10 protein-coding genes are annotated in these 13,490 nt (G+C 66.3%); all 10 read right to left on the bottom strand.

What is annotated here, in order from left to right:
* Positions 1-18: 18 nt before the first annotated feature.
* The 10 genes from ACPV3N_RS05470 to ACPV3N_RS05425 all read right to left on the bottom strand — a co-directional run bounded on the left by ACPV3N_RS05470 (position 19) and on the right by ACPV3N_RS05425 (position 13,356).
* Positions 19-735 (bottom strand): PepSY domain-containing protein, encoded by a 717-nt coding sequence (locus ACPV3N_RS05470; protein WP_440115513.1) that lies wholly within the window; start codon positions 733-735, stop codon positions 19-21.
* A gap of 3 nt (positions 736-738) precedes the next feature.
* A complete protein-coding gene (locus tag ACPV3N_RS05465; RefSeq protein WP_440115511.1) occupies positions 739-2,067 on the bottom strand; it encodes an amidase family protein in 1,329 nt (442 codons plus the stop codon).
* A 49-nt stretch (positions 2,068-2,116) separates the two neighbouring features.
* Positions 2,117-3,517 carry a dihydrolipoyl dehydrogenase gene (lpdA, locus tag ACPV3N_RS05460; RefSeq protein WP_440115509.1) on the bottom strand — a complete coding sequence of 467 codons (1,401 nt, stop codon included), beginning with the start codon at positions 3,515-3,517 and terminating at the stop codon, positions 2,117-2,119.
* Positions 3,518-3,527: 10 nt separating this feature from the next.
* Entirely contained in the window at positions 3,528-4,805 is a 1,278-nt protein-coding gene (gene odhB / locus ACPV3N_RS05455) for a 2-oxoglutarate dehydrogenase complex dihydrolipoyllysine-residue succinyltransferase (protein ID WP_440115507.1), read from the bottom strand.
* 16 nt (positions 4,806-4,821) lie between these two features.
* Positions 4,822-7,665 (bottom strand): 2-oxoglutarate dehydrogenase E1 component, encoded by a 2,844-nt coding sequence (locus ACPV3N_RS05450; RefSeq protein WP_440115505.1) that lies wholly within the window; start codon positions 7,663-7,665, stop codon positions 4,822-4,824.
* Positions 7,666-7,741: 76 nt separating this feature from the next.
* Complete coding sequence (sucD, locus tag ACPV3N_RS05445) at positions 7,742-8,632, bottom strand: succinate--CoA ligase subunit alpha (protein WP_440115503.1); 891 nt, start codon at positions 8,630-8,632, stop codon at positions 7,742-7,744.
* On the bottom strand, positions 8,629-9,591 hold the full coding sequence (gene mdh, locus ACPV3N_RS05440; RefSeq protein ID WP_440115501.1) for a malate dehydrogenase: 963 nt from the start codon (positions 9,589-9,591) through the stop codon (positions 8,629-8,631). The genes sucD and mdh overlap by 4 nt, the downstream gene beginning before the upstream one ends.
* Positions 9,592-9,910: 319 nt before the next feature.
* On the bottom strand, positions 9,911-11,875 hold the full coding sequence (locus ACPV3N_RS05435) for a putative bifunctional diguanylate cyclase/phosphodiesterase (protein WP_440115499.1): 1,965 nt from the start codon (positions 11,873-11,875) through the stop codon (positions 9,911-9,913).
* A 60-nt stretch (positions 11,876-11,935) separates the two neighbouring features.
* Positions 11,936-12,247, bottom strand: coding sequence for a hypothetical protein (locus tag ACPV3N_RS05430; RefSeq protein ID WP_440115497.1), 312 nt, complete (start codon positions 12,245-12,247; stop codon positions 11,936-11,938).
* A gap of 98 nt (positions 12,248-12,345) precedes the next feature.
* Entirely contained in the window at positions 12,346-13,356 is a 1,011-nt protein-coding gene (locus ACPV3N_RS05425; protein WP_440115495.1) for a cell wall hydrolase, read from the bottom strand.
* Positions 13,357-13,490: the final 134 nt, after the last annotated feature.

Here is a 13,490-nt window from a genome sequence, read left to right as displayed (position 1 = left end):
AGGGGGGGGGATGCCGGGTCAGCCGCCCGCCGGCGGAGCGGAAACGCGGGCCCTTCGGCGGCGGAAAAGCAGGATCGTCCCGAGCACCGAGCCGAAGATCGCAAGCACGCCGAACGTTACGGTCAACGGGTTGTGCGGCTGTTCGCGGGTTTGCAGGTCCATGATGTGGAGTCCCCACATCAGGTCGTAGAACCGCCACCAACGGGTCCGGACAGCCTCGATCTCGCCGCTGTCGCGGTTGATGTAGACGTACGTTCCGTCCTCGAGGGTTGCCTGCCAGACGGGAGAGGGGCGGCGAAAGTCGAACGGGGTTTCGTCCGGTTCGAACGCGCGCATCGCGGCTATCCGGTCGCCGCCGCGGATCGAACGGGCGATCGCCGCACGCGCTTCCTCTTCGTCAAGCTGGCCAATCGATTCGCCAGTCGTCGCGTCGTACCGAGAGATACTGCCATCGGTCGCCGTAGCCAGCGTGACCGCCCGCCCGCGCTGGAGAAAGGTCCGCAGTTCGCTTATCGGGGGCGCTGCGGCCTCCGGAAACGGGATGGGTCGGGGATTGCCCGTCAATGCGGGCTTCTGTTCCGGCTCGATGCGAAGATGCGTGCCCCGGACTTCCTCGATCGGGCGGGCGACCATCAGCACGCCGCTTATCGTCCACAGCAGGAACGGGATGGCGATCAGCCAACCGAGCCAGATGTGCCACGTTGCGTAGCGTTGCATCCACCTGCCGCGCGCCATGCCTCAACCTTCCATCAGGCGGCCGATGGCCCCGGCCGCCGCAATGCAGTCACGGTCGGCCCATTCGCGTCCGATGACCTGCATGCCGCACGGCAGGCCGCCGCTTTCGCCGATGGGAACGACCGTGCTTGGCAGGTTCGGGAACGTGGCGAGGCCCGCCCACGCCAGCGCATCGCCGAATGCGCTGTCCTTGCCGTTGATCGTGATGCTCCGATCGCGGATCGGCGTCGGGTCGTGCGGGAAGGCGACGAAGGGAAGGGGCGGGGCGAGGACGAAATCGTACTCATCGAACAGTTCGGCCCAGGCATACCGGCATCGCGCCTGCTCATCGAGCAACGCGTAATACTCCGGCAAGCTCATCGCCGTTCCGTCGGGCGCGGGCTGGCCGCGTGCCATCGCCACGTTGAGCAGGCGCAGGTAATTCGCATGCTGCAGCGCCAGATCGGGCAGCAGGGCGCTAGACCGGTCCACCTTAGCGCCCGTGCGCTCGATCTCGCTCAGCGCCGCTTCGATCGGGCCGCGCACCGAGGCATCGATCTCGCTGACCGGGTGGTCGAGCAGCGCGAGGAAGCGCAGTTCCGCGATCGGCTTCGCTGTCGAAGCGAGCGGCCTTTCAGCGGTCAGGTCGAGGAGGAGCGCAAGGTCGTCGGCCGACCGTGCGAGCGGGCCTGGCACCGAAAGCGGCCCGTCGTGCACGTCGCGTCCCTGCACTGCGGGACTCGCATGCCCGCGGCGGCTGACGAGGCCGAAAGTGGTCTTGTGACCGAAAATGCCGTTGAAGTGAGCCGGGTTGCGGACCGAACTGCCGATATCGGTGCCGTATTCGATCGGGACCATGCCGCTGGCGACAGCGACGGCGGACCCGCCAGACGAACCGCCCGAAACGCGGGAGTGATCGAACGGATTGTTGGTGCGGCCATAAACCGGGTTGTCCGACTGGAGGTCGGCCAGGTCGGGAGGGACGTTGGTCTTGCCGACGATGACAGCGCCCGCGGCCTTGAGCCGCTCGACGACCCGGGCATCGCGCCGAGCAATAAAATCCTTGTGTTCGAGGTGTCCGAACGTCGTCGGCAGTCCCGCGACGTTGAAGCTTTCCTTCACCGTCATCGGGACACCGAACAACGGGCGGCCGTCCGCCTGCTCGTCGCAGAGAGCCCGCGCGGCATTCCTCGCCCGGTCGAAGTCCCTGACCACCACGGCGTTGAGCGGTCCATCGAGCGCCTCGATGCGCGCGATGCACGATTCGACCGCCTCGATGGGTGAAAGTTCCCCGCCACGGATCTGCGCTGCCAGCGTGGTGGCGGTAGGCTCGTCGGTCAGCTTGGGAATCATCGTCCGCTCTCTCCTCGGAACGAGGGGATGCGTCAGCGGGGTCCCGCCGTCAAACGTGGATCGGCTTGCCCTGCACAGCCATGGCCGCCTCCTTGATCGCCTCCGAGTGGGTGGGATGCGCATGGCAGGTGTAGGCGACGTCCTCGCTGGTCGCGCCGAACTCCATCGCCAGCGCGGCCTCGGCGATCATCGTGCCGGCGACACTGGCGATGCACCAGACCCCCAGCACCCTGTCGCTTTCCGCCTCGGCGATGATTTTCACGAAACCGTCCGGCTCGTGGTTGGTCTTGGCGCGACTGTTCGCCAGCATCGGGAACTTGCCGACCTTGACCGCGTGACCCGCTTCCTTCGCCTCGTCCTCGGTGAGGCCCACGCCGGCAATTTCGGGCCAGGTGTAGACGACGCCGGGGATCACCGCGTGGTTCACGATCCCGGTCTGCCCAGCGATGTTCTCGGCGCAGGCGATTCCCTCGTCCTCGGCCTTGTGTGCGAGCATCGGCCCGGGAATTACGTCGCCGATCGCCCACACGCCGTCGATCTTGGTGCGGAAGTCGTGGTCGGTCTCGATCTGGCCGCGTTTGTTCACCTCCAGCCCGATTTTTTCCAGACCGAGACCCTCGGTGTTCGGGCGCCGCCCGATCGAAACCAGCACGCAGTCCGCCTCGACTTTCTGCGCCTCACCGCCTGCGCTCGGTTCTACGGTTAGCGTCGCTTTCCTGCCTTTGACCGTGCAGCCGGTGACCTTGTGGCCGAGCATCATCGTCATGCCTTGCTTCTTGAAGATCTTCGCGGCTTCCTTGCGCACGTCCATGTCCATGCCGGGGAGCAACTGGTCGAGGAACTCGATGACGATTACCTCGGCCCCGAGACGCCGCCAGACCGAGCCAAGCTCGAGCCCGATCACGCCGCCGCCGATGACCACCATCTTCTTCGGCACCGCCCTCAGCTCGAGCGCGCCGGTGCTGTCGACGACGACCTGCTTGTCGTTGTCGACCTCCACACCGCTCAGCGGGGTGACCGACGAGCCGGTGGCAATGATCACGTTCTTCGCGGTAACCTTTTCGCCGCCCACGTCGACCGTGTGCGCATCGACGAACGTCGCGTGGCCCTTCTTCCAGTCGACCTTGTTCTTCTTGAACAGGAACGCGATTCCGCCGGTGAGCTGCTTGATAGCGTCGAGCCGCTGCGCGTGCATCGCGTCGAGGTTCAGCTTCGGCGTGACCTCGACGCCCATCTTGGCCATCGTGCCGTTGGCGGCCGCGTCGAAGTACTCGCTCGCGTGCAGCATCGCCTTCGACGGGATGCACCCGACGTTGAGGCAGGTGCCCCCCAGCGTCTCCCGGCTTTCGACGCAGGCGGTCTTGAGCCCAAGCTGCGCTGCACGGATCGCGGCGACATAGCCGCCCGGGCCGGCGCCGATGACGAGGACGTCGTAGTCGTATTCAGCCATTATCTCTTCCTCAAAGGTCGATCAGCATCCGCATGGGATCCTCGATCGCCTCCTTGATCGTCTTGAGGGCGGTGACCGCCTCGCGGCCGTCGATCAGTCGGTGGTCGTACGACAGCGCGATGTACATCATCGGGCGGATCACGATTTCGCCGTTCCGGACCACCGGGCGGTCCTCGATGCGGTGGAGGCCGAGGACGGCGCTTTGCGGCGGGTTGATGATCGGGGTGGACATGAGCCCGCCGAAGACGCCGCCGTTGGAGATCGTGAAGGTGCCGCCCTTCATGTCCTCCATCGTCAGTGTGCCGTCCTTGGCTCGCTTGCCGAAGTCGGCGATGTTCTTTTCGATCTGCGCGAACGATTTCGTATCCGCATCGCGCACGACCGGCACGACAAGGCCGTTGGGTGCGCTGACCGCGACCGAGATGTCGACGTAGTTGAAGTAGACGATCTCCTCGCCGTCGATCTGCGCGTTGACCGCCGGAATGTCCTTCAGCGCAAGGCACGCCGCCTTGGCGAAGAAAGACATGAAGCCGAGCTTGATGTCGTGCTTCTTGGCAAAGATGTCCTTGAACTTCTCGCGGGCTTCGATGACCGCGCTCATGTCCACATCGTTGAAGGTCGTCAGCAGCGCGGCGGTGTCCTGCGCGCTCTTGAGGCGCCGGGCGATCGTCTGGCGCATGCGCGTCATCTTGACTCGCTCCTCGCGCCGCTGGCCGGTCGACGGCGCCGGAGAGGCGCTCGAGGACGGAGCGGGCGAGGACGCTGGCGCGGACTTCGCCTCGGCCGCAGCTGCCAGCACGTCTTCCTTGGTCAGGCGGCCGTCCTTCCCGGTGCCCTTGATCGTCGTCGGATCGACCCCGTGCTCGAGCACCGCGCGCCGCACCGCCGGGCTCAATGTCTGGGTCGCTTCCGGATCATGGATCCTGGCCTGCGCGGGTGCGGCATCCTCGATCGTGTCGGCATCGGCCCGTTCGCTGGGCGGGGCAGCGGCAGCGTCGTCTGCGGGAGCGGGGGCTTCGCGCGGTTCGACGCTGGTGTTCTCGCCCGCGGCCACGTCGTCCTCGATCGTCGCCAGCAGCGCGCCGACTTCGACCGTCTCGCCGACGGCGACCTTCTGTTCACCCATCACACCATTCACCGGAGAAGGAACCTCGACGGCGACCTTGTCGGTCTCGAGGCTGGCAATCGGCTCGTCGACCGAGACCGGGTCGCCCGGCTTCTTCAACCATTCGCCTACCGTGGCTTCGGTGACCGATTCGCCGAGCGTGGGGACTTTGACTTCCTGCATCTTGGTTCCTGCTTCCTCAGGCGGGTTTCTTGGTGGCAAGCCGGGCCGTGTTGCCCCGCAACGCCTCGCCCCCGTCGTTGAGGCCGAGCGCGAGCCCGACCAGCGCGCGCTGCTGCTCCTCGTGCCGTTTCGCATAACCGGTAGCGGGTGACGCGGCGACTTCGCGGCCGGCATAGACCGGGCGCATACCATCCTTGCCCGCGGCGGCCGCCGCCTGTTCGATCAGCCGGTCGACGAAGAACCATGCGCCGTTGTTGCGCGGCTCCTCCTGGCACCAGACGATCGTCTCGAGGTTCTTCATGCGCGCGATGCGAACGCTCAGCGGCTCGCCGGGGAAGGGATAGAGTTGCTCGATACGCACGATCGAGACATCGTCGAGACCCTCCTCGTCGCGCTTCTGGAGCAGGTCGTAGGCTACCTTGCCGCTGCACAGCACGAGGCGGCGGATCTTGTCGTCGGGAATCTCGGTCGTATCGCTGACGATCCGGCGGAAGTGGCTATCGCCTGTGAAATCGTCGACCGGGCTCTTGGCCATGGGATGCCGCAGCAGCGACTTGGGGGTCATGATTATCAGCGGTTTGCGGAATGGCCGCAGCATCTGCCGGCGCAGGACGTGGAAGTAGTTCCCCGGAACGGTAATGTTGCAAACCTGGATGTTGTCGTTCGCGCAGAGCTGCAGAAACCGTTCGAGCCGGGCGGACGAGTGTTCCGGCCCCTGTCCTTCGTAGCCGTGCGGCAGCAGCATGACGAGGCCGTTGGCGCGCAGCCACTTCGCCTCGCCGGCGGCGATGAACTGGTCGATGATGATCTGCGCGCCATTGGAGAAATCGCCGAACTGTGCCTCCCACAGCACCAGCGTCTTGGGATCGGCCATGGCAAAGCCGTATTCGAAGCCGAGCACGCCGTATTCGGACAGCGGGCTGTCGTAGACCTCGAACTTGCCGTGTGGCAGCTGGGTCAGCGGGATGAACTTGCGCTCGGTCTTCTGGTCGACCCACACCGCGTGCCGCTGGCTGAAGGTGCCGCGGCCAGAATCCTGGCCCGACAGGCGCACGCCGTAGCCCTCGGCAACGAGGCTGCCGAAGGCGAGTGCTTCGGCGGTCGCCCAGTCGAATTCGCCGCCATTGGCGAACATCTGTCGCTTGGCGTCGAGAACCCGGCCAAGAGTCTTGTGGATGGTCAGGTCGTCGGGGACCGTTGTCAGCGTGCGGCCGAGGCTGTCGAGCAGCTTGCGGCTGATCGCGGTCTCGACGTTGCGACGCGCCTCTTCCGGGTCGACGGGCTTGTTGAGGCCCGCCCAGCGGCCGCCGAACCAGTCCGCGATGTTGGGCTTGTAGCTGCCCGCGCCGGCAAACTCGTCGTCGAGATGGGCGTTGAACTCGGTGCACATCGCATCGGCGTCGCCCGGCTTGATGACACCTTCCTCGATCAGGCGCTGCTCGTAGATCTCGCTGACCTTGGCGTGGTTGCGAATCTTGGCGTACATCAGCGGCTGGGTGAAGCTCGGCTCGTCGCCCTCGTTGTGGCCGAAGCGGCGATAGCACCACATGTCGATGACGATATCGCGGCCGAAGCGCTGCCGATATTCGATCGCAAGCTTGCAGGCGAACGTGACTGCTTCCGGATCGTCGCCGTTCACGTGCAGGATCGGGGCCTGGACGCCCTTCGCGACGTCGGAGGGATAGGGCGACGACCGCGCGAACTGCGGGCTCGTGGTGAACCCGATCTGATTGTTGATGACGAAATGCAGGCAGCCGCCCGTATTGTACCCGCGCACCCCCGAGAACCCGAGGCACTCCCAGACGATGCCCTGGCCGGCGAACGCCGCGTCGCCGTGAATGAGCACCGGGAGGACCTGCTCGTGTTTCTTCAGGTCGTCACGGATTGCCTGCTGGGCGCGCGCCTTGCCGAGCACGACGGGGTCTACCGCCTCGAGGTGCGAGGGGTTCGGCACCAGGCTCATGTGGACCTTGATCCCGTCGAACTCGCGGTCGGTCGACGTGCCGAGATGGTATTTCACGTCGCCCGAACCGCCGACGTCATCGGGATTGGCGCTGCCGCCCGAGAATTCGTGGAAGATGACCTTGTAAGGCTTGGCCATCACGTTCGCGAGCACGTTGAGCCGGCCGCGGTGAGCCATGCCGTAGATGATCTCTCGCACGCCAAGGGCGCCGCCGTACTTGATCACACTCTCGAGCGCCGGGATCATCGCCTCGCCGCCATCGAGACCGAAGCGCTTGGTGCCGACGTACTTCTTGCCGAGGTATTTCTCGTACTGCTCGCCCCGGATCACGGCGGCGAGGATGGCGCGCTTGCCCTCGGGGGTGAAGGTGATGACCTTGTCGGGACCCTCGATCCGCTCCTGGATGAAACGGCGCTCCTCGACATCGGCGATGTGCATGTAATCGAAGCCGACATGGCCGCAGTAGTTCTTGCGCAAGATGCGCACGAGTTCAGGTATCGTCGTCCACTGCAGGCCCAGCGTGCCGCCGAGGTAGACGGGCCGGTCGAGCGCGGCGCCGGTGAACCCGTGATATTCCGGCGTCATATCGGCGGGGAGCTCGCGCTGCGACAATCCCAAAGGATCGAGGTTCGCGGCAAGATGGCCGCGGACGCGGTAGGTCCGCACGAGCATCATCGCACGGATCGAATCGCCTGCGGCCTGCTCGACCCCCTTCTCGTCCATCGGCCTGCCCGACTTTGCGGCGGCAGCCTTGATCGCGACCTGCATCGCGGTTGGGTCGAGTGCCTGGGTAAGGTCGTCCTCGCTTTCCCCGCCCACCAGCGGCCAGCGGGCGTGGGCCCAGCTGGGTCCCGGCTGGGGATCGTCGGGAAGGAAATCGTGTGCTTCGTTACCCATCGGGTGGCCTACCTCTACAAGGGCAATGCCCGAACCGCCGCGACGCTCCCGCCAGGGAGAGCGGCACGGCCGGGATTCAGGCCAGTTCCTTCAGCAGCGCATCGAGCGTGGTGCCGAGTTCGCTCGGGCTGGGGCTGACGCGGATGCCCGCGGCTTCCATCGCCGCGATCTTGTCCTCGGCGCCGCCCTGTCCGCCGGATACGATCGCCCCGGCATGACCCATCCGGCGACCCGGAGGCGCGGTGCGGCCGGCGATGAAGCCGACCACAGGCTTCTGCCGCCCGCGCTTCGCTTCGTCGGCAAGGAACTGAGCGGCCTCTTCCTCGGCGCTGCCGCCGATCTCGCCGATCATCACGATCGACTTGGTCGCGTCGTCCTTGAGGAACAGCTCGAGCACGTCGATGAAGTTGGTCCCGTTGACCGGGTCGCCGCCGATGCCGACCGCGGTTGTCTGGCCAAGTCCGACCTGCGTGGTCTGGTGCACCGCCTCGTAGGTCAGCGTGCCCGAGCGGCTGACGATGCCGACCGAACCCTTCTGGAAGATCTGGCCCGGCATGATGCCGATCTTGCATTCGCCCGGGGTCAGCACGCCGGGACAGTTCGGACCAATCAGCCTGCTCTTGCTGCCGCTGAGCGCGCGCTTCACCCGGACCATGTCGAGAACGGGGATACCTTCGGTAATGCAGACGATCAGCTCGATCTCCGCGTCGATCGCCTCGAGGATCGAATCAGCGGCGAACGGCGGCGGCACGTAGATGCAGCTGGCGGTCGCGCCGGTCGCGGCCCTCGCCTCGGCGACCGTGTCGTACACCGGGAGCCCGATGTGGGTAGTGCCGCCCTTGCCGGGGGTCACGCCGGCGACCATCTGGGTCCCGTAATCGAGCGCCTGCTGGGTGTGGAATGTGCCCGTTTCACCGGTCATTCCCTGGGTGATGACCTTCGTGTGCCTGTCGACGAGGATGCTCACGCGAGATCTCCGTCCATGCCCTTGCATACCTCGAGCAGTTCCTCGACCGCGTCGGTCGAGACCTTGAGGTTGGCCTTCTCCTCGTCCGAGAGCTTGATCTCGATCACTTCCTCGATGCCGCCCGCGCCGATCACTGCCGGGACGCCCACGTAAAGGCCGTCGAGGCCATACTGCCCCTTCACATAGGCTGCGCAGGGCAGGATGCGCTTCTGGTCGCCGAGGTATGCCTCGGCCATCGCGATCGCGCTCGTCGCTGGGGCGTAGTAGGCGCTGCCCGTCTTGAGCAGGCCGACGATCTCGCCGCCGCCCCCACGGGTGCGCTTGACGATCTCGTCGAGGGCCGGCTTCGACGACTTGCCCATCGCGACGAGGTCATCGACCGGGATTCCGCTGATCGTGGTGTAGCTGGTGACCGGAACCATCGTGTCGCCGTGGCCGCCGAGCACGAAGGCGTTCACGTCCTTGACCGAGACACCGAATTCCCACGCGAGGAAGGTCGCGAAGCGCGCCGAGTCGAGAACGCCGGCCATGCCGACGACCTTCTCGTGCGGCAGATCCGAATACTCGCGCAGCGCCCAGACCATCGCGTCGAGCGGGTTGGTGATGCAAATCACGAACGCGTCAGGGCAGTTGTCGCGGATGCCTTCGCCGACCGCCTTCATCACCTTGAGGTTGATACCCAGAAGGTCGTCACGGCTCATGCCGGGCTTGCGCGGCACACCCGCGGTTACGATCACCACATCGGCGCCGGCGATGTCGGCGTAGGAATTGGTGCCGAGGATCTTGGCGTCGAATCCCTCGATCGGGCCGCACTGGCTGAGGTCGAGCGCCTTGCCCTGCGGGATCCCCTCGGCGATGTCGAACAGGACGATATCGCCCATTTCCTTCTTCGCGGCGAGATGGGCGAGCGTGCCACCGATCATGCCAGCGCCAACGAGCGCGATCTTCTTGCGGGCCATGGGGGGAGCGTTTCCTTCGGTCGCGCGGGACGGGCCTCGTCTGGGCGTGCCCCTCCCGCGGGCGGGGCGGCCCTTGTGTGCGAGAGGCGACCTAGGCCGCCATATGACCGAATGCAACTGCCAAACAGGCTGCCGGCGGCACTATCTTTGCAAATGGTTCGCAGTAGCGAGAATGGGTCTGCGGCGGGATCTGCAGGGCCCGGTCTCCTCGGAGAACGGATCGACCGCGAGACCCTGATCCCAGGCTATCCGGACGGTCGATGGCCACGGTCGCGGGAGCACGGCGCGCGGCTTACCCTCTCCGATGCGGCAAGCGCGCTCAGCCGACCGCGCGGCGCGGCATGCCCACCGTTCGTTCCTGAGCGAGCAGCATAGCCGCGAGATAGTCGGGCACCGCCCGGCTGAAATAATATCCCTGGCCCAGCGTGCATCCGGCAGCCCGCACTGCGGCCACCTGCTCGACCGTCTCCAGGCCCTCGGCGACGATCTTCATGCCGAGTTGCGCGCCCATCTCCGCAACCGCGCGGATGATTGCCTCGCTCTTGCGCCCGACATTGGGTCCGGAAACGAAACTGCGGTCGACCTTGATCTTGCTGAAGGGGAACCGGTCGATATACCCCAGCGACGAGTACCCGGTCCCGAAGTCGTCGAGCGCGAAATGAACACCCGCCGACGACAGCGCGTCGATGAACCCCGCGGTCGCGTGATTGTCGTCGAGAAACAGGCTCTCGGTTACCTCAAGTTCGAGCCGGGATGGATCGAGGCCTGCCTCGCGCAGCGCGGAAAGGATGCCCAGGGCCGCGCCCGGCGCCTTGATCTGCAATGACGAGAGATTGACCGCGACGCTCACGTCGTCGGGCCAGTGCACCGCCGCCTGCGCCGCCTGCGCGGTGATCCAGTTGCCGAGGGTCACGATCACGCCGGTTTCTTCGGCAACAGGAATGAACTCGTCGGGCGTGAGCTCGCCCTTTTCAGGGTGGAACCACCGCACCAGAGCCTCGAACGTGCGGATCCGGCCGCTTTCCAGATCGACGATCGGCTGGAAGAAGATCGACAGCTCGTCGCGCTGGATCGCGGTGCGCAGCTCCTGCTCGATCTCCCGCCGGCGGATAAGCGTCCGGCTCATTGCCGGATCGTAGAATCGGCTGCGGTTCTTCCCGCCGATCTTGGCGTGATAAAGCGCCAGGTCGGCGCATTGCAGGAGTCCGTCGGCATCCGCCGCATCCGCCGGCAGCAGGGCGATCCCCATCGAGGCGGGCACATCCAGCCTTTCGCCGTCGAGGCGCAGCGGCCGGGTCACGTTTTCGAGCACGCGAGGTGCGAGGTGCTCGCACGCCCGCCGGTCTTCCACCGGGCAGACCATGATGAATTCGTCGCCGCCGAACCGGGCCACCGTCGCGCCCTCCGGCGCGACAGCCTCGAGGCGCTGCGCCACGGCGGCAAGCACCCGGTCCCCCATGGTATGGCCAAGCAGATCATTCACTTCCTTGAACCGGTCGAGGTCGAGCCAGAACAGCGCGAGCGCCGGTCCCGTGACCGATTTCCCCACCAGATCTGCAAGTGCGTGATTGAAACCTGCGCGGTTTGCGAGACCGGTGACGACGTCGGTTCGCGCCAGCACCTTCATCCTCTCGGCAAGCTGGGCGTTGGTCTCCGCCGAGGAGGTCGCGTCGTGTAGCGACCGATAGATGGTGTGCACGATCGTGCCGATGGTGGGAAACGCAAGCGTCGCGGCCACTGCAAGGGTCAGATAGGCAAGCGACCCGACGTGGATGAGGGCAACCACGATTGGCAGGGCGAGAAGGACCGGCTGGCTCATCGCGATGGCCGGCCGTCCGGCATCCCGGGCAGCCGCGGCGACCGCGTACCCGACGAGCAGGGGCAGGACCATCACCAGCAGTTCTTCATCGACGCGGAGGATGACCATTGCCGCGGCGAAAATGCCGAGCCCCAGCGCATAGGTTGTCGCACCGAGCGTGTAGACGACTTCGAGCCAGCGAGCCGGAAAGCGCCCGCAGTGCCTTGCGAGGAACGCCATCGCCCCGATGCGTGCGATGCCGATCGATGTGATCGTGACCGATGCAATCCCCAGGATCCGCGATCCGGTCGATATCGCGGTGACGGCTGTAAGGATCGACCCGATCAGCGTCGCCAGGACAAGCCCCTTGGGCTGGTTGTAGAGGGTTTGCAGAAGATGAAGGTGCACCGCGCTGCTGGGCGGTTCGGACTCGCCGCACCACTTCCAGAGCCGGGCAAACCGGCGTTTGGCGACCTCACCCGTCATGCCGAGCCCTCTTAGGGCGGGTCCGTCACCATGTGGTTAACATGGCGCTTACGTTGGGGGTCAATCGCCGAGACCGATCGCACGCGCGTGGCGGTCCGCAAGCCGGCGATCGAAAGTTCTGCAGATACCCAGCCACCAGTCATGGCTCTGCCGGTCGCCCGTTGCGAGTGCGCGTTTCGCTTCGCCCAGCGCGGCGTGCGCGGCCCCAAGGCCGTGGGCGGCGAAATGGCGCAGCGCGGCTGACAGGTCGGGGTCGTCGGCAGGACCGGGATCCCCGTTGTCGTTCGCGGCCCGGTCTACGGCGCGCCGTGCGAGCGCGCGCGCGAGTGGAGAGCGGGTTACCGTCCGGGCGGGGGCAAATCGAAGCGGCATGCGGGGGATGCGATCCTTGTTATGGCGATCGTCTCGATACCCGTGGGGGCCTAAGCGCCGGTTCGTCTATAGGGTTACGTGGCCGGTAACCTCCAAGGTTATCGGGCGTTTACGTCTTGCTCCCGCGTGCCGCCGGGTTGCGCGATCCAGCGGCCGGAGTTGGCGTATTCGGCCCTGATGCCGCTTGCGGGAGGCAGGTTTCCGGTAGCGAAATCACTCTCGCCCCGAGCCGCCAGGGCCGGAGCGTAGGCCACCGGCGAGGGCGGAACGTATGCCGGTGCAGCGCCGGGCCCGGCTCCTGCTGCCGCCTTCGCGCGCGCAGCTTCGAAGGCTTGGGCCAGCACGACCGGATCGGGGGCCGACCCCACGGGATCGCGATAGGTGCGCGGGTGGGGTGCGGCGACGGGTTCGCTTGCCGCATAGCGAGCAACAAAGGCATCGGCGGTGCCGGCCAGACCGCGCCACCGGTAGAAAGTGTGCAATCCGATCGTGCCGACGTTGGTCAGGCTGGGTGCCCAATAAGGCATCACGTAAGTCGCGTGATAGTGCGTGGCGAAGCCGACCGGCCGATAGACCGAGCCTCCGAGCGCGGCCATCGCGACGCGCCTCGCCCTCATCCAGGTCGCCTGCACCGGCCTGCGGTCGAGGCTGCCGTCGCAGGTGAAGCTGAACTGGCACCCGGTGCGGCGCTCGCTTCCCTGGAAGACCACACCGCAGACGCTGTTCGGGTAACTGGGATGCGCGACCCTGTTGAGGATCACCTGGGCCACCGCGCGCTGCCCGTCGGTCGGCTCGTTCGCCGCCTCGTAATAAAGCGCCAGGGTCATGCACTGGAGCGCGCGCGCCTTGTCGAGCCCGCTGCCGCTGGGAACGAACGGGCGGGCGCCTCTTGCTGCCAGGCTGGGGCCGGGATTGGCGGAAGGCATCTCGTCTCCGGCCTCGACCGGCCCGGCCCGCCCGGTATCGACGGAAAGCTGCGGGAGGTCCTCGAGATAGAAGAATGCCGAGCCCGGAAAACTGTCGCCAGGTGTCTCGAAAGGCATCGCCGCCTCGGGCACGGAGGCGGTCGGGGACGATTCGAACCCATGCCAGTCGGCCGGCGCGGCCATCGCGGGAACAGCGATGGCCGTAGCGAGTGCAAGGCATCGCCTCCCGCGGTGGGGCCCGGCCCAAAGGTTCTGCCACGCCGCGCGCCGCGCCTGTCGCGCACCCTTGCGCTTCGAAGGCCGGTCAGGCGTCGTGG

Origin of the sequence: Tsuneonella sediminis, from assembly GCF_051912845.1 — a bacterium.
In the GTDB taxonomy this organism is placed as follows: Bacteria; Pseudomonadota; Alphaproteobacteria; order Sphingomonadales; family Sphingomonadaceae; genus Tsuneonella; species Tsuneonella sediminis.
The sequence above is the reverse complement of the archived record's forward strand: the minus strand, read 5'-3'. Positions and strand labels throughout refer to the sequence as shown.